The organism is Trinickia terrae (assembly GCF_005144415.1).
In the GTDB taxonomy this organism is placed as follows: Bacteria; Pseudomonadota; Gammaproteobacteria; order Burkholderiales; family Burkholderiaceae; genus Trinickia_A; species Trinickia_A terrae.
Map to the genome: position 1 here is coordinate 236,497 of NZ_SWJE01000001.1, position 19,816 is coordinate 256,312.

At 64.2% G+C, this 19,816-nt stretch carries 18 protein-coding genes and 1 pseudogene; 10 read left to right on the plus strand and 9 right to left on the minus strand.

Going from position 1 to position 19,816, the window contains the following annotated elements; all coding sequences use genetic code 11:
* Positions 1-17: 17 nt before the first annotated feature.
* On the minus strand, positions 18-1,448 hold the full coding sequence (benA, locus tag FAZ69_RS01030) for a benzoate 1,2-dioxygenase large subunit (RefSeq protein WP_136892085.1): 1,431 nt from the start codon (positions 1,446-1,448) through the stop codon (positions 18-20).
* Between the two features lie 176 nt (positions 1,449-1,624).
* Here benA and FAZ69_RS01035 point away from each other — a divergent pair, with 176 nt between their 5' ends.
* Both FAZ69_RS01035 and ampC read left to right on the plus strand, forming a co-directional pair.
* The gene (locus tag FAZ69_RS01035) at positions 1,625-2,536 is read left to right on the plus strand and encodes a LysR family transcriptional regulator (protein ID WP_136892086.1); all 912 of its coding nucleotides are present in this window, start codon (positions 1,625-1,627) and stop codon (positions 2,534-2,536) included.
* 113 nt (positions 2,537-2,649) lie between these two features.
* Positions 2,650-3,825, plus strand: coding sequence for a class C beta-lactamase (gene ampC / locus FAZ69_RS01040; protein WP_136892087.1), 1,176 nt, complete (start codon positions 2,650-2,652; stop codon positions 3,823-3,825).
* A gap of 23 nt (positions 3,826-3,848) precedes the next feature.
* Here the strand turns inward: ampC and FAZ69_RS01045 are convergent, their stop codons facing one another.
* The 6 genes from FAZ69_RS01045 to FAZ69_RS01075 all read right to left on the minus strand — a co-directional run bounded on the left by FAZ69_RS01045 (position 3,849) and on the right by FAZ69_RS01075 (position 11,033).
* The gene (locus FAZ69_RS01045; RefSeq protein WP_136892088.1) at positions 3,849-4,073 is read right to left on the minus strand and encodes a hypothetical protein; all 225 of its coding nucleotides are present in this window, start codon (positions 4,071-4,073) and stop codon (positions 3,849-3,851) included.
* Positions 4,074-4,505: 432 nt separating this feature from the next.
* Positions 4,506-5,138 (minus strand): response regulator, encoded by a 633-nt coding sequence (locus tag FAZ69_RS01055; protein WP_136892089.1) that lies wholly within the window; start codon positions 5,136-5,138, stop codon positions 4,506-4,508.
* Complete coding sequence (locus FAZ69_RS01060) at positions 5,135-7,159, minus strand: hybrid sensor histidine kinase/response regulator (RefSeq protein ID WP_240702054.1); 2,025 nt, start codon at positions 7,157-7,159, stop codon at positions 5,135-5,137. The genes FAZ69_RS01055 and FAZ69_RS01060 overlap by 4 nt, the downstream gene beginning before the upstream one ends.
* Positions 7,159-9,315, minus strand: coding sequence for an ATP-binding protein (locus FAZ69_RS01065; protein WP_136892090.1), 2,157 nt, complete (start codon positions 9,313-9,315; stop codon positions 7,159-7,161). The genes FAZ69_RS01060 and FAZ69_RS01065 overlap by 1 nt, the downstream gene beginning before the upstream one ends.
* 399 nt (positions 9,316-9,714) lie before the next feature.
* Positions 9,715-10,026, minus strand: coding sequence for a hypothetical protein (locus tag FAZ69_RS01070; protein ID WP_136892091.1), 312 nt, complete (start codon positions 10,024-10,026; stop codon positions 9,715-9,717).
* 137 nt (positions 10,027-10,163) lie between these two features.
* On the minus strand, positions 10,164-11,033 hold the full coding sequence (locus FAZ69_RS01075; RefSeq protein ID WP_136892092.1) for a transporter substrate-binding domain-containing protein: 870 nt from the start codon (positions 11,031-11,033) through the stop codon (positions 10,164-10,166).
* Between the two features lie 162 nt (positions 11,034-11,195).
* On the opposite strand from FAZ69_RS01075, the gene FAZ69_RS01080 reads away from it, so the two are divergent.
* The 8 genes and pseudogenes from FAZ69_RS01080 (at position 11,196) to FAZ69_RS01115 (ending at position 17,861) form a co-directional block, all read left to right on the plus strand.
* On the plus strand, positions 11,196-11,861 hold the full coding sequence (locus tag FAZ69_RS01080; RefSeq protein ID WP_136892489.1) for a FadR/GntR family transcriptional regulator: 666 nt from the start codon (positions 11,196-11,198) through the stop codon (positions 11,859-11,861).
* 148 nt (positions 11,862-12,009) lie between these two features.
* A pseudogene (locus FAZ69_RS01085) lies at positions 12,010-12,528 on the plus strand (beta/alpha barrel domain-containing protein); the annotation flags it as partial.
* A gap of 289 nt (positions 12,529-12,817) precedes the next feature.
* Positions 12,818-13,987 (plus strand): ABC transporter substrate-binding protein, encoded by a 1,170-nt coding sequence (locus FAZ69_RS01090; protein ID WP_136892490.1) that lies wholly within the window; start codon positions 12,818-12,820, stop codon positions 13,985-13,987.
* 69 nt (positions 13,988-14,056) lie between these two features.
* A complete protein-coding gene (locus FAZ69_RS01095; RefSeq protein ID WP_136892093.1) occupies positions 14,057-15,136 on the plus strand; it encodes an ABC transporter ATP-binding protein in 1,080 nt (359 codons plus the stop codon).
* Positions 15,133-16,005 carry an ABC transporter permease gene (locus tag FAZ69_RS01100; protein WP_136892094.1) on the plus strand — a complete coding sequence of 291 codons (873 nt, stop codon included), beginning with the start codon at positions 15,133-15,135 and terminating at the stop codon, positions 16,003-16,005. The genes FAZ69_RS01095 and FAZ69_RS01100 overlap by 4 nt, the downstream gene beginning before the upstream one ends.
* Positions 16,005-16,910, plus strand: a complete 906-nt coding sequence (locus tag FAZ69_RS01105) for an ABC transporter permease (RefSeq protein WP_136892095.1) — start codon at positions 16,005-16,007, stop codon at positions 16,908-16,910. Before FAZ69_RS01100 ends, FAZ69_RS01105 begins: the two co-directional genes overlap by 1 nt.
* Before the next feature lie 113 nt (positions 16,911-17,023).
* Entirely contained in the window at positions 17,024-17,554 is a 531-nt protein-coding gene (locus FAZ69_RS01110) for a helix-turn-helix domain-containing protein (protein WP_169708519.1), read from the plus strand.
* Between the two features lie 22 nt (positions 17,555-17,576).
* Positions 17,577-17,861: a hypothetical protein gene (locus FAZ69_RS01115; RefSeq protein WP_136892096.1), complete on the plus strand. Its 285-nt coding sequence runs from the start codon at positions 17,577-17,579 to the stop codon at positions 17,859-17,861.
* 21 nt (positions 17,862-17,882) lie between these two features.
* On the opposite strand, the gene FAZ69_RS01120 is transcribed toward FAZ69_RS01115, so the two are convergent.
* Both FAZ69_RS01120 and FAZ69_RS01125 read right to left on the minus strand, forming a co-directional pair.
* Positions 17,883-19,055, minus strand: coding sequence for a nuclear transport factor 2-like protein (locus FAZ69_RS01120; protein ID WP_136892097.1), 1,173 nt, complete (start codon positions 19,053-19,055; stop codon positions 17,883-17,885).
* Between the two features lie 56 nt (positions 19,056-19,111).
* Positions 19,112-19,369 carry a hypothetical protein gene (locus tag FAZ69_RS01125; RefSeq protein ID WP_136892098.1) on the minus strand — a complete coding sequence of 86 codons (258 nt, stop codon included), beginning with the start codon at positions 19,367-19,369 and terminating at the stop codon, positions 19,112-19,114.
* Positions 19,370-19,816 lie beyond the last annotated feature (447 nt).

A 19,816-nucleotide genomic window follows, 5' to 3' on the forward strand; every position in this document is an offset into this window, starting at 1 on the left:
CGATCACAGTTGGCGCTTTAGCTGTCGGCTGGAGTTAGTGCTTCAGCACTTACTCCAGCCCCATGCAGAGCACTGACTCCGATCCCGTGCAAAGCCTCGGCCGCTACCGCCTTTTTCATCGTCTCCAGCCAGTAGCGGTGCTGGATCGTGTAGAGGCCCTCGTCCTCGGTCTTCACGCCGCTCAACACGGGGTTCAGGCCGATCTTTTGCGCGGCTTCGTCGGGGCCGTGGACCCAGTGCGTAGCGCCCCGGCACATGTCGTTCCATTCGAGCGCGCGACCCGCATAGCCTTGCTGACAGGCGCGGAATTCTTCGAGGTCGTCGGGCGTGGCCATGCCGCTCACGTTGAAGAAGTCTTCGTACTGGCGGATGCGCCGCGCACGCGCCTCGTCCGATTCGCCCTTCGGCGCGATGCAGTAGATCGTCACCTCGGTCTTGTTGACCGCCAGCGGGCGCAGCACGCGGATCTGCGAGCCGAACTGGTCCATCAGGTACACGTTCGGATAGAGGCACAGGTTGCGCGAGTTCTGGATCATCCAGTCGGCCTTCTCGGGACCGCAGCGCGCGGCGAACTCGTCGCGGCGGCTGAAGTTGGGACGGTCCTCGGGGTTGGCCCAGCGCGACCACAGCAGCATGTGGCCGTGCTCGAACGCGTAGAAGCCGCCGCCTTGACGGCCCCAGCTGCCGGCATCCATCGCGCGGATCTTGTCTTCGCGCGCGTTCTCCTGCTTGCGATGGTTGGTCGTCGCCGCGTAGTTCCAGTGCACCGCGGACACGTGATAGCCGTCCGCGCCGTTCTCCGCGGTCAGCTTCCAGTTGCCTTCGTAGGTGTAGGTCGACGAGCCGCGCAGCACTTCGAGCCCGTCTTCCGACTGGTCGACGATCATGTCGATGATGTGCGCCGCCTCGCCGAGAAACTCCTTGAGCGGCGGCACGTCCGGGTTCAGGCTGCCGAACAGGAAGCCGCGATAGCTCTCGAAGCGGGCCACTTTCTTGAGGTCGTGCGAGCCTTCCTTGTTGAAGCACTCGGGGTAGCCGGCGTCCTCGGGGTCCTTGACCTTGAGCAGCTTGCCGCTGTTGTTGAAGGTCCAGCCATGGAACGGGCACGTGTAGGTCGCCTTGTTGCCGCGCTTGTAGCGGCACAGCATCGCGCCGCGATGCGTGCACGCGTTGATGAACGCGTTGAGCTCGCCCTGACGGTTGCGTGCGATGAAGATCGGCTGGCGGCCGATGTGCGTCGTGTAGTAATCGTTGTTGCTGGGGATCTGGCTTTCGTGCGCGAGGTAGATCCAGTTGCCCTCGAAGATGTGCTGCATCTCCAGTTCGAACAGCGCTTCATCGGTGAATGCGCTGCGGTGCAGGCGGTAGTCGCCGCGCGCGGCGTCTTCGATCAGGAAGTCGTCGAGGGAGGTCAGCCGGGGCGAGCGGTCCGGGTAAATCGGGATCATGGGGCGGTGTCTCCAATCGTTTTACGGACGGCTCGGCGGCGCATATCCGTCAGTGTCGTGTAATGCCTGGAAGGTATGATTTCCAGCGGCATTCACCGTAATCGAAGGATAGGCGGCCCACATTCGGCCCGTCCAACACTGATTTAGTATTTTCTCGATATCCAGAAGGTATGGTCATGGAGCTGCGCCATCTTCGTTACTTCGTCGCCGTGGCGGAGGAGTGCAATTTCACGCGCGCCGCCAAGCGGCTGCATATTGCGCAGCCGCCGCTGAGCCGCCAGATCCAACAGCTCGAAGAGCTCCTCGGCGTGACGCTCTTCGAGCGCGATTCGCGTCCGCTCAAGCTCACCGATACGGGACGATTTTTCTACTCGCACGCCGTGCAGCTGCTCGCGCAGACCGCCGAGCTCGAATCGATGACGAAGCGGGTGGGGAAGATCGAGCGCAGCCTGTCGATCGGTTTTGTCGGCTCGACGCTCTACGGGATGCTGCCGAAGCTCATCCGGCGCTTCCGCGCGGAAAACGGCGCGGTCGAGCTGACTCTGCACGAGATGACGACGATGGAGCAGATCAAGGCCTTGAAGGAGGGCCGCATCGACGTCGGGTTCGGCCGGATCCGCCATGAGGACCCGAGCATCCGGCGCGTCGTGCTGCGCGAGGAGCGCATGATCGTGGCGCTGCCGCTGGGGCATCCGCTCGAGGCGGCGAAGCCCGTGCTGTCGCTGCACGATCTGGTGCCCGAGACGCTCATCATCTTTCCGAAGGCGCCGCGCCCGAGCTACGCCGACCAGGTGCTCGCGGCGTTTCACGATCGCGCGCTCAAGCCGCAGCGCATCTACGAAACGCGCGAGCTGCAGATCGCGCTGGGGCTGGTGGCGGCCGGCGAGGGCATTTCGATCGTGCCGAGCAGCGTGCATGGCTTGAAGCGCGACGACGTGAGCTACAAGGAGCTCGACGACCCGAACCTGGTGTCGCCGATCATCATGAGCGTGCGGATGCTCGACGAATCGGAGGACATCAAGGCGATGCTCGAGCTGATCTACTCGCTCTATGTGGAGGCGCGGATGGAGTTCCTGCCGCCGTCGTAGTCCGGCCGCATGATCGAGCCATTAGATTTTCCGGGGGCTCGGCCAACTTCTTATCGTTTGCGGCCTGTGCGCGAAAACGCGATAGTGGCGGCTCTTCAAGGAGCCGCCCGGAAATGAAACTCGAAACTCTGAAGTCCTTCGCGGCCGCGCTGCTTTGCGCCATGTGTGCGATGCCATGCGCAAGCCATGCGTCCGATGTTTCGCCTCAGCGCGTCAAGCGCGTCGTTGACGACGCAATTCAGCCGTTGATGGCGAAAGACAAGATTCCCGGCATGGCCGTCGGTGTGATCGTCGAAGGCAAGCCGATGGTGCTCGACTACGGCGTGGTATCCACCCGAACCCGCAAGCCGGTCACGAACGACACGCTGTTCGAACTCGGATCGGTGAGCAAGACGTTCACGGCGACGCTAACCTCCTGGGCGCAGGTGAACCAGCAGCTTGCCCTGTCCGACAGCGTCGGAAAGTATCTTCCGCTGCTGCGCGGCAGCCCGTTCGGCAACGTCAGTCTGCTCGATCTCGGCACGCATACGCCTGGCGGCCTGCCGCTGCAGGTGCCTGACGATATCCACGACGAAGCGCAGCTGATGCGCTATTTCAAGGCCTGGCGTCCCACGTATGCGGCGGGCACGTATCGAACCTACGCGAACCCTGGAATCGGGATGCTTGGCCTGATTGCGGCAAAGAGCATGGGGCAGGATTTCACGGCGCTAATCGAGCAACGCCTCTTTCCCGCCCTGGATTTGAAGAACAGTTTCATCGACGTTCCCGCCGACCGGGCGGACGACTACGCGCAGGGCTACACGAAGGACGGCAAGCCGATCCGCATGGCAGGCGGGGTGCTTGCGCCCGAGGCGTATGGCGTCAAATCGACCGCTGCCGACCTGCTCCGTTTCGTCGAAGCCAACATGAAGCTGGTCAAGGTCGACGAGCCACTGCAACGCGCGATCACGAACACGCACACCGGCTACTTCAAGGCCGGGCCGATGACGCAGGACTTGATCTGGGAGCAATATCCGTATCCCGTCGCGTTGAAGTCTCTGCTGGAAGGCAATGCGCCCGCGATGGCGCTCGATGCCACGCCGGTGACCGAGATCAAGCCCCCGCTGCCGCCGCGGGACAACGTCTGGATCAACAAGACGGGATCGACCAATGGCTTCGGGTCGTACGTTGCATTCGTTCCTGAGAAGCGGCTCGGCATCGTCATCCTCGCGAACAGGAATTTCCCCATCGAAGACCGGGTCGCGGCCGCGCACAGGATTCTCACGGCGCTCACAGAAAGAAGACAGTGAAAAAGCCGTGCCCTCCGAGGCGGTCAATGCAACGTGCCGAAAAACGCCGCCGCGCCTTCGCTAGGCGTAAGGCCGACGCTGAAATAGCCTTCGAGCTTCTGGGCCGCTTCGTCCTTCAGGACCCACGGTGGCTGGATGAAGCCCACGGCCACGGCGTAGTCGAACCACGCGCTCATCCAGTTGCGTAAATCGGCTTCTTGCTTGCTCACGGGTTCGTGCTTGCTCAAGGTGGTGAATGACTCGGACATCGACTCTCTCCTTCGCTGGGTGAGCGTCAGCAGGCACTCATTGCTGGTCTTGTCGTCTCGGGTGGTATGACATGCCACGATCCGTCGTCATGGCGAAAGAAAAATAGCGCAAACGTGCCGGCCGGCCGTTCGACGTGAATGCAGACGCAGCGCCTGCGCCGAGCTGTCCCGTGCGCCAGCAGAGACACCCCCACCGACGTCGCGCCCGTCCCGCCGATCCATTTCTCGATCAGCATCCGCAAGGACCGTTCCGCGACCGCCATTTCCATCTCCGACATGCGTGGTGGGTACGAAACCATCGTAGTCACCCGCCAGGGCTGCGCGAAGTCGGTGCAGCCGGAATGTCGGATCGGGAAAGCTTGTATACGTCGTCAGGAAATCCTTACGGGAATGCCGACAGCAATCATAGGAAGAACCGGCGGACGCGGAAGGTCATTCGGCGACCAGTCCGTGCTTGATGGCGTAGCGGATCAGCTCGGCGTTGTTGCCGAGATTGAGCTTCTGCATGAGGCGCATTTTGTGCGTGCTGATGGTCTTGGCGCTCAAGGCGAACGATTCGGCGATGTCGTTGATGCTCTTGCCGGCCGCGAGCATCTGCAGCACCTGGAACTCGCGGTCCGACAGCACTTCGTGCGGCGGAGCCTCGCCCGCATGGGTCTCGAAGACGATCGCATCGACGAGCTTCGGGTCGATGAAGCGCCCGCCGGTGGCGAGCTTGCGGATCGCCGCGAGCAGGATCTCGGGGTCGCTGTCCTTGGTGACGTAGCCCGTCGCGCCGGCGCGCAGCGCGCGCGACACGACCTGCGCCTCGTTATGGATGCTGAGCACGAGGATCGGCAGCACGGGCTGCTCGGTGCGTACGCGCCGGATCAGGCCGATGCCGCTGATGCCCGGCATCGTCATGTCGAGCAGCAGCAGGTCCACCTGCAGCACCCGCAGCTTGTCGATCACTTCGGCGCCGTGCGCCGCTTCGCCTGCCACCTCGATGTCAGTGGTCGTCGCGATGATTTGTTTTAGTCCGCCGCGTACGATCGCGTGGTCGTCGGCAATGAGTATCTGGATCATGTCGTAAGGCCGCCCGGTAGCGGCAGGTGGATGGAAACTACAGTGCCCGTGCCTGGCGCACTATCTATTTGCAGCGATGCCCCGATCAGCCGCGCGCGCTCCTCCATGCCTAGCAGGCCGTAGGAGTACCCCTTGCGCGCTTCGTCGGGATCGAAGCCGCAGCCGTCGTCGCCCACTTGCAGGGAGAGTCCGGCGCCGTCGGTGTCGAGCGTCACGTCGACGCGCGAAGCGCCGGCGTGGCGCGCCACGTTGGTGAGCGATGCCTGGACGATGCGGAACACGGCAGTGGCATGGGCGTCGTTCAGCGCCGGTTCGCTGCCGCGCGCCCGGAAGCGGCACGCGATGCCGGTGCGCCGTCCGAAATCCTCGGCAAGCCATTCGAGCGCCGACACGATGCCGAAATTCAGCGCCGCGGGACGCAAATGGCTCGAGACGTTGCGCACCATCCAGATCGTTTTCTCGACGAGCTCGCGCATGTCGTCGGCCTTGCGTTTCGCGTCGGCATCTTCGCCGAGGCGCATGCGCATGAGCGCGACGTCCATCTTCAGCGCGGTCAGCAACTGGCCGAGCTCGTCGTGGATTTCCATGGCGATGCGCCTGCGTTCCTCTTCGCGGATCGCTTCCATGTAGTTGGCGAGCTCGCGCAATTGCTCGCGCGATTCGAGCAGTTCCTGCTCGATGCGCTTGCGCTCGGTGATGTCCTGGATCGTGCCGACGAGCTTCAGCGGCGCTCCCGGCTCCCCGGGCGCCTGCGCCGCTTCGGCCTGCAGGCGCACGATGCGTTCGCAATCGCCGCCGGGACATGTGACGCGCAGGTCGACGCCTTGCTCGCGCGCGCCGCCGACCATCGCGCGCACGACCTGCCGTACCGCGCGCCGGTCGCCGGGATGGAGGGTGGCGAGAAAGGTCCGGTAGCTGGGCGGCTTGCGCGTGTCCGCGAGACCCAGAATGCCGTAGACCTCGTCGGACCAATGCGTCATGCCCAGGCGCGCGTCCCACGCCCAGTCGCCGAGATGCGCGAGCCGCTGCGCGTTCGCGAGGCTCGCCGCGCTCTGACGCAAGGCTTCGTCCTGAGCCTTGCGCGCGGTGACGTCGTTCAGGCCCGTGTAGATGGCCGGCGCGTCGTCGTAGGTCGCGACGCGCGACGAGATCACGGCCCAGAAGGTCGTGCCGTCGGGGCGCTTGAACTGCACCTCGACATTGTCCAGGATGCCTTCCTGGCGCAGATTGTCGACGAGCCCGCAGCGTTCCGCACGATCGGCATAGAAATCGCCGATGTGGACGCCGCGGCTTGCGCCCTCGTCGAAGCGGAACAGCTTGCGCATCGGCTCGTTCGTGTAGAGCAGCTTGCCGTCGGGCATCGAGGTGATGCAAAAGGGCACCGGGCTCGTCTCGACGATGGTGCGAAAACGCGCCTCGCTTGCGATGCGCTTGGCCTCGGCCCGCCGGCGTTCCTCGACCTCGAGCTTGAGGCTCGCGTTTGCGCGGGCGAGCTCTTCGGTGCGCTGTGCGACGCGCGCCTCGAGCTCGTCTCGCGCCCGGGACAGCTGGGCCTCGGCCTGCTCGCGATCGGCGATTTCGCTCTGCAGGCGGCGATTCTGCTCGACGAGCTGCTTGTGCATCGTGCGCACCGCGAGATGCGTGCCGACGCGCGCCATCATCTCTTCGATCTGCACCGGCTTCGTGATGTAGTCGACGCCGCCCGCGGAGAAACCTTCGATCATGTGCGCGGTGCTCGTGAGCGAGGTCATGAAGATCACCGCGATCTCGCTGGTGCGCGGGTCGGCCTTGAGCTTGCGGCAGGTCTCGAAGCCGTCGATGCCGGGCATCTTCACGTCGAGCAGGATCAGGTCGGGCTGCGAGAACTGCGCGCGCTCGAGCGCCTCCGCGCCGTCGAGCGCGACCAGCACGCGGAAGCCCTGGTCGGCGAGGCTGTCCATCACGACGCCGAGGTTGGCCGGCGTGTCGTCGACGATCAGGATCGACGGCGGCTCCATGGTCATCACAGCGGCGGTATTCATCACGCTTCCTTTTCGTCGAGATGCCGCTCGACGAGCTGAAGAATCGCCTTGGATTGATAGGCCTTCGCGAGCGCGCGCAACTGCGCCGCAAACGGCGCATGGCGTTCGTCGAGCGCCGCGGCGCGCTCGGCCCACTGCTGGATGTCTCGCATGTTGCCGAGCCGTGCGAGACGATGCAACGCCCGCATGTCGTCTTCAGGCACCGCATACAGCTCGTCCGCCGGCGCTACGGCGTCGCTTGCCTCGGCGCGCGGCGCGTGTTGCCAGTCGATCTGCAGCAGCACGCCCATTTGCGCGAGCAGCTTGTCGAAGTCGATCGGCTTGCTGATGAATGCGTTCGCGCCTGCTTCGAGGCTCTTCTGCTCGTCCGTGCCCGACGGGCTCGCCGAAACCGCGATGATCGGCAGCTCGGCGAACTGCGGCATGCGCCGCAAGCGGCGCATCGCCTCGATGCCGTCCATCACGGGCATCACGATGTCGGTCAGCACCAGCGCCGGCTGCTCGGCCTGCGCGCGCTCGATCGCGGCGAGCCCGTTCTCCGCTTCGATGGTGGCGAAGCCGAGGCGGCTCAGCAGGTCCGCCGCGACCTGGCGATTGGTTTCGTCGTCGTCGACGATCATGAGCTTGCGGCGCGGGCCCTCGTAGCCGGTCACGAGCTGCTCGGACGGCGGTGCGGGCGTGGTGAGGCCCGCCTGCGGCGCGAGCGCGGGCATGAGCTGGAAGCGGAACGCGCTCCCTTGGCCGATTTCGCTTTCGACGCGGATCTCGCTGCCCATCGTGCGCACGAGCTGGCGGCTGATCGCGAGGCCGAGCCCGGTGCCGTCGCGGCGGCATTCGCCGCCGCTCGCCTGCACGAACGGCTCGAAGATGGTCTCGAGCTGGTCTTCGCAGATGCCGATGCCGGTATCGCGGACCTCGAAGACGGCGGCGCCGAAGGCCGAGCGCGTGACGCGCAGGCTCACGCTGCCGCGCTCGGTGAACTTGACGGCGTTGGCGAGCAGGTTGAGCAGCACCTGGCGCAGGCGCCGCTCGTCGGCGCGCACGCCGGACGGCGCGTCCTGCGCGAGCTCGCAGACGAATGCGAGCCCCTTCTGCTCGGCCTTGACGCGGATGATGTTCTGAATCATCGGCAGCAGGCCGGACAGCGAGACGTCGCTCATTTCGAGCCGCATCTTGCCGGCTTCGATCTTGGCGAAGTCAAGGATGTCCTCGATCAGCACCAGCAGATGCTCGCCGCTTTTCTGGATCACCGTGATGCCGTCGCGCTGCCGCTCGTCGAGCGTGCCGTCGCGGCGCAGGATCTGCGCGTAGCCGAGGATGCCGTTCAGCGGCGTGCGCAGCTCGTGGCTCATGTTGGCGAGGAACTCGGCCTTCGCGCGATTGGCGGCCTCCGCCAGGCGCCGCGCTTCGCGTTCGTCGGCGGCTTCGCGCTCGTCGTGGTAGGCACGGCAGAGGCGCGCGCCCATGGCGTTGAAGGCGGTCACGACGTGGTCGAGCTCGTCCGGGTGACGGTGCCTCGCGCGATTGAGCGTCAGCGCTTGCGGGGGCTGGCGAAAATCGTAGCGGCCGACGAAGCGCGCGATGGTGCCGAGGTGCCGCGTGACGAGCAGGTAGAGGATGTAGATCGTAAACAGCGACACCACGAAGGTGTTGGCCGCCTGGCTGACGAGGATGACGAGCGCGGTGCGCTTCAGGTCGTCATAAAGGTCGGACAGCGTCGCTTCGACATAGAGCGTGCCGATCTCCTGCTCCCGGCCCCGCACCCGGTAGAGCAGGGGGAATTCGTTCGAGATCGCCGAGTGCGCCGCGCGCTGGCCCGCCGTCACCACCATCGGCGCGGCCGAGCCGACCTCGCGCACCTGGGCCGCGCGGATGTCGGCGAGCCGCAGGATGCCGTCGAGCTCGAGCTGCAGCTGGTCGCGGTCGAGCCGCCACAGCGCTTCGCCGAGGCTGTCGCGATAGCTCTTGTCGATTTCGATGAGCCGGTTCGCGACGAGCGCTTCGCCTCGGTAGTAGTCGCGATAGAGCTGCAGTGCGGTCAGGATCAGCGTGACGACGCAGCTGAACAGCAGCACCGTCACGAGCAGCCGCAGCAGGACACTGCGGCGCCAGCGCCGGACAGGGTCCCACAGCTCACCGAACGTGTTGAGCGTCATATCTTTCCGGAGGTGCTTTAGTTTTCGTTTTGCCTATTCTGCGCGCGTTGCCTGCCAACCCGGCACCTTGCGCGGAATACCCCGTGCGCCCGACCTGATCGCGGCCCGGCCGGCTGCGGCAGCGCCGGCCCTCGACGCCGTGTTGCCGCTCAAATCCGACCAATCGAAAGTCCGTGCCCGTTTGCATTGCCGGCTCGAGATTCAAGCCGACGCCGCTTGTCCCGAGTGTCGTGCCGCGTTCTCCTTCTCCTGTATCGACCGATGGCTGCGGCGAGCGCTCATCGCGAAGCCTGTTTGAGTGGAGCGCTTTAACGTCGCGATCGGCATTTCTGATTGCTTCTGCATGGCCGATCCCGCGCCGTCCTCGCGCGGCCCGTCAAAACGCCGGCGGTTCCCGCTTCATCCCGCCGCCGCGAGCCGCGACGGCTCCGGATGACGCACGAGCAGATCGTCGGCGCGCGCGGCGAGTTCGTGCAGCGGCAGCCACAGATCGTGCTCGAGGACCTCGTCCGGATGGAATTTGCACAATTCGTCCATCGTATCCACGAGGCGCCTGATCGATGCACCGCCGGTGTCGAGCAGCGGCCAGCAATGCATCAGGTACGCGAGCGGCGTCACGCACCGCTTTTCGCACCAGAGGTCGAACAGGCGCAGACAAATGCTGTTGATCTGCTCGACGGCTTCTTCACGCTCGTGCAAATGGACAATCATGGCGACCACCGCGACGCAGGGCTATTTCGGTACTTCATGGTAGGCGGGCCGACATTCCGTTTCCGTCGGGAAACGCGGAAAAGGGGTAAGGCGCAATCTGGAATTTCTGTAGGGAAATCCTGAATTTCGGGGGGCTTCTAGCTCATCCAGTACTGGTCCGGAATCTGCCGGTCGGCTTCCGACAGATAGGGGTTGTCGATCTGGATCAGCGTCCTGCCGGCGAGGTTGGCGCGGGCCAGCGCGTTCTGGATGTACGGGTGAGTGTTGAACAGGTTCATATAGGAGCCGTTGCGATACGCCGCGGCGAAGCCTGCCGCGAGCACCTCGGCGAGACGCGTGTGGCTCCTGCCGACATAGAACAGGAAGTCCGAGCGGTATTTCAGCAGGAGGCGGTTCTCGACGGCGAGATCGGGTTCGCTCGCGCGGCGGGCGTCGAGCTCGGCGAACGCTTCGACGACGCCGCGCGGAAAGTAGTCGATGCGGCCGCTTTGCGTCATGCCGAACAACGTGTCGAAAGTCGAGGTCTGCACGGCCAGCCCCGCGTCTCGCAGGATGCCGGTGTCCACCCAGCCGAGCCCCTGTCCGGCGGTCAGCGATTTCAGGTCGTCGAGGCTGCGCACGCGATCGAAGTCGCGCTGGCGGTCTTTGCGGATCAGGAACACCCGATAGCCGATGAGCCCGCGGTGGAGCGGGATGTGGATGACGTTCAGGCCGCGCTCGGCGCGGGCCTCCATGCTGGTCCAATGGAGGTTGATCGCCTCGCCGCCGGCCAGCTCGGCGAGCGCCCGCCCTCGTTCCATGATGGCTTCGGACTGGCGGATCGTGTAGGGCGCATTGACGGATTTCATCGCCGCGTCGAGGACCGCGAGCGCGAACGACACGCGTGCGTCGTTGCCGGCCAGTACGCGGGGATAGACGATGTCGAAGGGTTCGATGGGGGCGCTCCGTGCGCCCGTCGCGACGCCAGCGGCGCCCAACGCCGTGAAGAGAAAACGCCTGCGATGCATGGATGACGAGTGAGATGCCGTGCCGGCCCGGTTCGATCCGGTCGCGGCAAAAAGTTGTAAACCGGGATGTCGCTATGATGACCGTTGTTTGCCTTACAATCCAGAGCTATCGCGACAAGTGGGCGCCTCCCCGTGACAACGACCGAACGCAAATCCCCCGGCATGCCGGAACGCATCTACAGCGACATCCTCAATCGCATCATCGAAGGCGAGTACAAGGAAGGTGACCGCCTGCCGACCGAGCACGCGCTCGCCGAGCGCTTCGCGACGTCGCGCCCGACCGTGCGCGAGGCGCTCGCGCAATTGCGCGCGGACGGCATCATCACCACGCGCCACGGTTCCGGCACGACGGTCGTGCGCCGCCCGGACCCGAACGTGAAGCGTTTTGCGCCGCTCGAGAGCTTGTCAGACATCAAGCGCTGCTATGAATTTCGCGTGGTGACCGAATCCGGCGCCGCCGCGCTCGCGGCCGAGAAGGCCGACGACGCCGATATCGCGGCGATCCAGCACGAATGGGACAACCTGCAGACGGTCGTGGAGACGGAGGGCATCGGGGCGAAGGACGATTTCGCGTTTCACCTGGCGGTGGCGCGCGCTTCCAAGAACCCGTTCTTCATCTCCGCGCTGTCGTTCATCCAGGAGCAGGTCGTGTTCAGCATGAACCTTTCGCGCAATCTGTCGCTCGTGAAGTCGGTGGAGCGGCAGCGGCTCGTGCAGCAGGAGCATCTCGCCGTGCTGGAGGCGATCCGCAAGCGCGACCCGCAAGCGGCCGGGCGTGCGATGCGCGAGCATCTGGAGCGTGCGGTGGAGCGGATGTTCGGGTCGTGAGCGGGCGGCCCGGGTCGCGGGCCTGGGTCGATTGGGCCCCGCAAAGTCGTAAGGGGATGCACGTAAGTCGCCGAATGTTGTTTGAGCACTAGTTCGCGCGGTGCTACCTTGGGATCCGTTGCTCAATTCGTTCGGATCCCGCGACCTCATGAACCTCTCCCCCATTGCCGAGCGCGAATTCGCGTCGACTGTGAGGGCGGTGCCGCCGCTTGCGCGCCGCGCCGACGCTGCCGGCCCCGATACGCGCGTGATTCCCGCGATCGGCCCCGACTTCGGGAAGATGCTCGATCAGGCGCGCATCCTCGCGCGCACCGCCCATCGCACGGCGATGGTCCTGCCGCTCGCGGGCTTCGCCACGCCGCAGGGTGTCGAGGCGGGCCTGACGCGCGTCGCCGATATCGCGGGCATGCCGCTCACGCTCTACATCAAGAGCGAAAACTACGTCGATGTCGATACGCTCGCGCGCCTGATCGATCACGGCACGCTGATTGCGGTCAAGTACGCGATCGTGCGCGGCGATGCTGCCGACGACCCCTATCTGCGGCGTCTTCTGCGGAGCATCAGGCCCTCGCAGGTGATTTCCGGCATGGGCGAGCGTCCGGCGCTCACGCACGTGCGCGAGTTCAGCCTGGCCGCCTGGACGACCGGCTCCGGATGCATCGCGCCGCGCGCAGATCCTGCCGCTCCTGAGCGGCGCGCCCGAAAGCGAGCATGAGTCGATCAGGGCGGCAGTGCAGGCGTTGCGCGAGTTCGAGCGCGGCTTGCGCGTAATGGATGCACGGTCCGGCCGGCGGTATACCAAATGCTGCATACCCGGTACCGAATACCAGACGCAAGGTTGCTTGACATCGTCGACAGCCGTTTTGTATGTTCGGCGCTGGGGGCCAGCCCTCGACGCTGCGTATCGAAGCCTGTCAATCCAAGAAGATTTCCATCACGGGAAGCGAGGAGATGCAATGTCTTTTTCCGGCAGGTTGTCAGTCAAGCTGGCGGCCGCATGCGCCGTCCTGGGCGCAGCGCTTGGCGCCGCCGCCGCGCATGCGGAACCGGTCACGTTGAACATCGTCGACGTCGCGGGCGATCTGCAGCTCACGCAGAAGGGCTTCGAGGCGTTCAAGGCGAAGTATCCGAATCTGGTATCCGGCATTACGTATACCAACGCGCCAGCCCCGCAGCTGCCGGGCAAGATCAAGGCGATGCAGGCGGCGGGCCGCTCGGATATCGACCTTGTCCTGACCGGCACCGATGCGCTTGCCGCGGGCATCGAGCAGAACCTCTGGCTGAAGCTGCTGCCCGACAACGCCGGCGCATTCCCGGGCTTGCTCGACAAATACGCGCCAGGGCCGCGCAAGATGCAGGATCTTGCGCAGGGCTACGGCATCGAGGTCGCGTATATGCCGGCCGGTCCGCTCGTCGAATACAACCCCGCGAAGGTCGGCGATCCGCCGAAGACGCCCGAGCAGCTGCTGCAATGGTGCAAGGCGCATCCGAACAAGCTGATCTACGCGCGTCCCGCCAACTCCGGCCCCGGGCGCACGTTCCTGATGGGCTTGCCCTACGTGCTCGGCGACAAGAACCCGCAAGACCCGATCAACGGCTGGGACAAGACTTGGGCGTTTCTCAAGGCGCTGAACGATTGCATCCCCTACTACCCGGGCGGCACCTCGGCGGTCATGAAGGAGCTGGGCGAGGGCACGCGCGACATGACCGTGACGGTGACGGGCTGGGACATCAATCCGCGCGCGCTCGGCATCGTGCCCGCCGATTTCAAGGTGCAGTCCTTCGACAACATGACGTGGGTGAACGACGCGCACTACATGGTGATTCCGAAGGGCGTGCCGAAGGACAAGGTCGCCGTGCTCCTCAAGCTGATGAACTTCATGCTCGAGCCCGCGCAGCAGGCGCTGACCTATGACGACGGCTATTTCTATCCGGGGCCGGCCGTGAAGGACGTCACGCTGCAGCAGGCGCCGGCGCACAGCCAGGACGTGATCAAGAAGTATGGCCGTCCCGAGTACGACAAATGGATCGCCGAGCGGCCGCATCAGATACCGCTTTCCGCGCAGACGATGGTCGCCGCGTTCCAGAAATGGGATCGCGAGATCGGTGCGCAGAAGACGAAGTGACGTGAAGCGCCGCGGGCCGTCGGCCGGCTTCAGTAAGCCGGCCGCTCGCGGCAACCGAAGGGAGTGGTCATGAAGCATTCTTTCGAGCGCTTGCGGCTCGATTCGGTGTGCCGCAGCTTCACGAACGCGGAAGGCGAGGCGATCGCCGCGCTGCGCGATCTCGACCTGGAAATCGGGCGCGGCGAGTTCATCGCACTCCTGGGGCCCTCCGGTTGCGGCAAATCGACTGCGCTCAATTGCATCGCCGGATTGCAGCCGCTCACCGCGGGCGGCATCTGGCTCGACGACCAGCGCATCGACGTGCTGCCGCCCGAGAAGCGCGGCTTCGGCATGGTGTTCCAGAACTACGCGCTGTTTCCGCACATGTCGGTGCTGAACAACGTCGGCTTCGGGCTCAAGATGCGCGGCGTGCCGAAGGCGGAAGTGCAGCGGCGCGCGCGCGAAGCGCTGCAGCTCGTGCAGCTCGTGGGCCACGAGAACAAGTTGCCGGGACAACTGTCCGGCGGACAGCAGCAGCGCGTGGCGATCGCGCGGGCGATCGTCATCGAACCGCCGCTCGTGCTGATGGACGAGCCGCTGTCGAATCTCGATACCAAGCTGCGCATCGAAATGCGCGCGGAGATCCGTCGCATTCACAGCAGTCTCGAGCGCGCGACCCTCTATGTGACGCATGACCAGGACGAGGCGCTCTCGATGGCGGATCGCATCGTCGTGATGCGGGAGGGCGTCGTGCAGCAGGTCGGGACGCCGCAAGCCGTGTACGGGCGGCCGACGAACCTTCATGTTGCGCGCTTCATGGGCTATCGCAACGTGCTGCCGTTCACGCTCGAAGGCACGTGCGGCGAGCACGTTGCCGTGTCCGCGCAAGGCGTGCGGCTGGCCGGCGTGCCGATGGCGGGCTTCGACAGCAAGGCGGTCGCGCTCGCGATGCGGCCCGACGATTTCGAGCGCGCGGCGCCCGGCGACGACAACGCCTTCGACGTGCGGATCGAAACAGTCGAGTACGGCGGCCGCGATTCGCTCGTGTTCGCGAATGCGCCGTTCGGCAAGCTGTGGGCGCGCATGCCGGGCGAGTTCGGCGAAGGCGAGCGCGTGACGCTGCGCATCGCGCCGTCGCGGGTGCTGGTCTATGCGGAGGAAGCGCGATGAGCCTGCTCTTGGCGCCTCGCGTGCCGCACGACGCGAAGGCGTGGCTCGTCGCGCCGGCGCTCGCATTCATCGTCGCGCTCTTCATCTACCCGTTTGCCTATGGGCTGATGCTGTCGTTCCAGCCGACCAACGGCGGCGGCGCGCTCGCGAACTACGTCGCGTTCTTCACCGATACGTCGATGTGGCCGACGATCTTCGTCACGCTGAAGCTCGCGGTCCCCGCGACGTCGATCAACGTCGGCGCATCGGTGCCGGTGGCATTCGCATTGCGCCGCAAGTCGCCGTACCAGAAGCTCGTGACGACACTGCTCGTGATTCCCGTCACGCTCGGCACCGTGCTGATCGCCGACGGCATGCTCACGTACTTCGGCCCGAACGGCTGGTTTTCGCAAGCGGTCGCGGGGCTGCATCTGGTCTCCGGCGAAGTGCGGCTCACGCACAACTACTGGGGCGTGCTGATCTCGCTTGTCGTGTCGGGCTTTCCGTTTGCGTTCCTGCTCACGCTCTCCTACGTCACGGGTATCGATCCGACGCTCGCGCGCGCCGCGGCGACGCTCGGCGCGAGCCCCTGGCAGCAGTTCCGCCAGATCTACCTGCCGCTTCTCGCGCCTGGCTTGACGATGGCCGCGAGCCTGTCGTTCGTGCAGGCGTTCTCGGTGTTTCCGTCCGCCGTACTGCTTGGCGCACCGGCGGGGCCGACGCGCGTGATGTCGATCGCGGCATCCGAAGCGGCATTCGAGAGCTACGACTACTCGCTCGCCTCGACGATCGCGATCGTGATGGGCTTTGTCCAATTGCTCGTGGTGGTCGCGATGCTCGGCATGCGGCGTTTCTTCTACTCGGGGCCGGTGAGCGGAGGCAAGGGCTGATGGCTATCGACGATCGCGCCCGGCACGCGTGGCCTCAGGGCGGCATCGGGCCCGCTGCAGCGCAAGCGGCCAGGCCGCGCGCGAACCTGGCCGCCCGCGCCTGGAAAGTGTTGGTCTGGACCGCGGTGATGTTCTTCCTGTTGAACATCCTGCTGTTGATCGCGACCGTCGCCGTCAACTCGATCGCGACGCGCTGGTTCGGCACGCCGCTGCCCGAAGGCTTCACGCTGCACTGGTATGCGCAGGCATGGAGCGATTTCCAGCTTGCGAGCGTGCTGCTCGTCACGCTCGAAGTGGTGGGCGCGGTCGTGGTGCTGTCGATCGTGTTCGGCGTGCCTGCGGCCTATGCGCTTGCGCGCGTGCAGTTTCCCGGCAAGCGGCTCGCGATGCTCGTGTTTCTGCTGCCGTTGATGGTCCCGCCTGTCACGTACGGGATTCCGATGGCGACCGCGATGTACAAGTTCGGCCTCGCGGGCACGCTGCCGGGCGTGATTCTCGCGAACCTGGTGCCTGCGTTGCCGTTCGTGATTCTCGTGATGACGCCGTTCATCGAACAGCTCGACCCGAATCTCGAATCGGCCGCGCGCATCTTCGGCGCGAGCACGTTCCGCTTTTTTCTCCATGTGCTGCTGCCGCTGCTCGTGCCGGGCATGCTGGCGGCGGGGCTGCTCGTGCTCGTGCGCACGATCGGTCTGTTCGAGCTGACCTTCTTCACCGCGGGGCCGACGACGCAAACGCTCGTGGTCGCGCTCTACTACGCAGCATTTTCGACCGGCGTGCGCGCGCCGCAGTCGATCGATGCGATGGCGATGATCTACATGGCGATCACGCTGGTCTGGGTGCTGATCGCCTTGCAATTCGTGAGCCCCACGCAGCTCGTGTCGCGCGTCAACGAACAACGCTGACGGCACGCGCGCGCCGCGCGGGCCGCATTCACCTCGATTTGCCTGGAGTCATACGACCGTGAGCATCAAACGCAGGACCCCCTGAAGACCTGCGCAGCCACCGCCGGTACGGCGTGAACGACCTGCGCTCGTTCGGCCGCCGCTCGCGCGCGGCGCAGATGGGCTACAGCCGGGAGGAATACGCGGGCAAGCCGGTGATCGCGATCCTCAACACGTGGAATCGGATCAAGGCCGGAGCGAAGTGGTTGCGCGAGAACTACAAGCGCTCCATTTCGATCACTCAGGCAGCCGAAGGGGCCGGCATGAGCGAGCGCACGTTTCTTCGCCGCTTCAAGGCCGAGACGTCGGTGACGCCTTCGGAGTATCTGCTCGGCATCCGCCTTGAAGCCGTTTGCCGATTGCTGATCGAGACCAGCTTGCCGGTCGACAAGATTGCCCGCCGCTGTGGAATGGGTGGTGGCGAGCGCCTCTCGCGCGTCTTCAGACGAAGATTTTCGTCGACGCCGACCAAGTATCGCGCTGCGCACTCGGGCGCTTCCGGCGCAGAGCACTTCGTGCTTCGTCACTTGGCGGCCAACTTCAAGTTCGAAGTGCCGACGCTGTTCAAGTACCAGCCAACGATCGCATGCTGGCATGCCTCGTAAGAGGGCAGCCGGAGACACTCACATGCCCAATGGCAAACTGGAAGCCCGCATCGCACGCCTCGAACGCGGTATCGAGCATCTGGCGGCGTGCCTCGCGGTGCAGGCCGCACTGGCGCAAGCGCTTGCGGAAGACGCGAATCAGAAGACGCAAGTGGCGCAAGTGTTCAAGCAAGCCGTCGATATCCTGCTTTCGATGCAGGACGAGCGGCCGATGTCGGCGAATTTCGAGGAGACCGTTTCGCTTCAGGCCAATGCGTTGCTGGAGTCGCTCGCCAAGTCGCGCGGCGCGCCGAAAGGCGCGCCTTGAGTGGATGCGGCAATCGGAGCCTCAGGAGGCTGCGCCACCTTGTATCAAGCTCTGCTTGCTTTGGTCTACGATTCCGGCAGCGAGCAGCTTGGATCGGATGAGGTTATAGGACGATGGTTGAAGCTGGTAGGTGTCGAACTTCACCGACATTCGTCGAATTTTGCCATTGAAAAGCTCTACGGCTGTCGAGCCGTTAAGGCCGTTGCGGTTCACGCCGGTATTGGAATATTGTCCCCCGGCCTTCCACTCGAAGCCTCCACCCGCATCGCCGCCGACGATGTGCAGGAGTGAAGCGCCGACGCCGTCCGGAAGGTCCTTTGCAAGAATGGAAAATAGTTTGGAAATTAGCTCCAAACCTTGAATTTGTATCGTTTGATCGTAGTTGCCGTAGAGAACAGGCCCTTGATGAAGCAGGGGATTGACGTAAATGGCATCTTCGGTGAAAAACGATTGAATGAAGTTAACGTTGCCGCTGCTCAGAGCGGACTGAAACCGTTGCGCGAAATCGATCATCGTTGATGATGCGGAGGGCTGGCCCGTCACGCTGGTCGTGAGGGCTAGTTTTCCGGGCGCTGCCGGGGAACTTGAATAGCGAGGGACTCCGCCGGGGTGAACTGGAGCATTCGGGAATGCGACGCCTTGCGTGACCGCGGGGCCGATGATGTCAGACTCGCCCAGTTCCCTGGAGTCCCAGTAGTCAGTCATTCTCACGACTAGACCATTGTCGAAATCGAACACTCTGTGCGCCGTGATCCCGTTGGTGGCAAAGAAGGCGTTGCGGGCGCTGACGTGTTCGACGATGGCGCCGAACTTGACGTCGCCCGTGACGTGAAAGGGGGTGGCGACGTTCGTGGTGCCCAGTGTCTGCGATTCACTGCTGAACAGTTGAGCCAGCGCGGGAGCCAATGCATTGATTCCCTGAAAGAGCAGGTTGATCGTGGCATCGGAAAACGTGAATTCGTTCAATTGAGCCAAGCGCGCAAGCACACGCCCTGAATCTCCGCTGTTCCAGTCCTGATAGAACGATCGAAAGAAAGCCCAGGTCTGCTCTTGAGTGATTTCTGTCGAGACGGCCGATCCGGCATCCCAAATGCCCCCCTGATCGGAAAGGCCAAATGCGCGATCCGCTATTAAAGAAAGCGGAATGGTTGCTGCAAGAGATCCAAGAAATTTGCGGCGGTTGAAAGCAGTCATGCGACTTGTCTCCTCGGCTGGCTACGGAAATGCGCCTCGTCTTAAAGACTGGGGCGCTACTTGAAAGCGTTGACAAATAGATTCTGAAGTTGCCGCCACGCTATGACGCGGCCGGCCAGCTTCAGGAAAGCTTCGTGGGCGAATTCAAGATGTTCGAAGCGAATGCGCGGCCGCCGGAAGTTGTGAATCCATCTCGCCGACACCGCAGCCATGCTCAGAAATGTCTTTTTTATACTGCACTCACGTAAAGTATAGGTCAAGGCATCGCCAATGAGCAAATACGTATTGAGCTCGCCTTTCCAGAGCCGATCCATTGGCGAGCGTTTCAATCCAAGAAGGAAGGAGCATCAATTGCCACGCTCAAATAATACTTTACGATAGGTAAAATATTGACTACCATCCGCCACTTCTACCGATTTTCCGCTCAGGCGATAGCCATGTAATACGCCGGCAAAGAATCCGCTGTCATTGATTGACTGAATCCCAATAGACAGCCGGGTCTCCGCAGCCTTTGCGTCGACTTCGACGCGACATTGGAGTCGCAACTTGCAACTCGTGTAAGGGAAACGATATGGCCGATGTCTCGATCTCGATTCCGCACCACCAACTCAAGGCCTACGCGGCCACGCCGATTGGGTCGCTCAGGAAGGGTATCTCGCGGTGGCGCCGGACCTGTTCTCGTGGGGTGGGAGCATTCACTGCATCCGCGCCTTGATGCAGGATCTGGCGGCAGGCAAGGGGCCGGCGTTCGACGATGTCGA

What these genes read in the sequence shown, in the direction of transcription:
- FAZ69_RS01035 (WP_136892086.1), top strand. Translation starts at nt 1,625, where the DNA reads ATGGAGCTGCGCCATCTTCGTTACTTCGTCGCCGTGGCGGAGGAGTGC.
- FAZ69_RS01055 (WP_136892089.1), bottom strand. Translation starts at nt 5,138, where the DNA reads ATGATCCAGATACTCATTGCCGACGACCACGCGATCGTACGCGGCGGA.
- FAZ69_RS01125 (WP_136892098.1), bottom strand. Translation starts at nt 19,369, where the DNA reads ATGGATCGGCTCTGGAAAGGCGAGCTCAATACGTATTTGCTCATTGGC.
- FAZ69_RS01095 (WP_136892093.1), top strand. Translation starts at nt 14,057, where the DNA reads ATGAAGCATTCTTTCGAGCGCTTGCGGCTCGATTCGGTGTGCCGCAGC.
- benA (WP_136892085.1), bottom strand. Translation starts at nt 1,448, where the DNA reads ATGATCCCGATTTACCCGGACCGCTCGCCCCGGCTGACCTCCCTCGAC.
- FAZ69_RS01105 (WP_136892095.1), top strand. Translation starts at nt 16,005, where the DNA reads ATGGCTATCGACGATCGCGCCCGGCACGCGTGGCCTCAGGGCGGCATC.
- FAZ69_RS01090 (WP_136892490.1), top strand. Translation starts at nt 12,818, where the DNA reads ATGTCTTTTTCCGGCAGGTTGTCAGTCAAGCTGGCGGCCGCATGCGCC.
- FAZ69_RS01100 (WP_136892094.1), top strand. Translation starts at nt 15,133, where the DNA reads ATGAGCCTGCTCTTGGCGCCTCGCGTGCCGCACGACGCGAAGGCGTGG.
- FAZ69_RS01075 (WP_136892092.1), bottom strand. Translation starts at nt 11,033, where the DNA reads ATGCATCGCAGGCGTTTTCTCTTCACGGCGTTGGGCGCCGCTGGCGTC.
- ampC (WP_136892087.1), top strand. Translation starts at nt 2,650, where the DNA reads ATGAAACTCGAAACTCTGAAGTCCTTCGCGGCCGCGCTGCTTTGCGCC.
- FAZ69_RS01115 (WP_136892096.1), top strand. Translation starts at nt 17,577, where the DNA reads ATGCCCAATGGCAAACTGGAAGCCCGCATCGCACGCCTCGAACGCGGT.
- FAZ69_RS01070 (WP_136892091.1), bottom strand. Translation starts at nt 10,026, where the DNA reads ATGATTGTCCATTTGCACGAGCGTGAAGAAGCCGTCGAGCAGATCAAC.
- FAZ69_RS01120 (WP_136892097.1), bottom strand. Translation starts at nt 19,055, where the DNA reads ATGACTGCTTTCAACCGCCGCAAATTTCTTGGATCTCTTGCAGCAACC.
- FAZ69_RS01065 (WP_136892090.1), bottom strand. Translation starts at nt 9,315, where the DNA reads ATGACGCTCAACACGTTCGGTGAGCTGTGGGACCCTGTCCGGCGCTGG.
- FAZ69_RS01045 (WP_136892088.1), bottom strand. Translation starts at nt 4,073, where the DNA reads ATGTCCGAGTCATTCACCACCTTGAGCAAGCACGAACCCGTGAGCAAG.
- FAZ69_RS01060 (WP_240702054.1), bottom strand. Translation starts at nt 7,159, where the DNA reads ATGAATACCGCCGCTGTGATGACCATGGAGCCGCCGTCGATCCTGATC.
- FAZ69_RS01080 (WP_136892489.1), top strand. Translation starts at nt 11,196, where the DNA reads ATGCCGGAACGCATCTACAGCGACATCCTCAATCGCATCATCGAAGGC.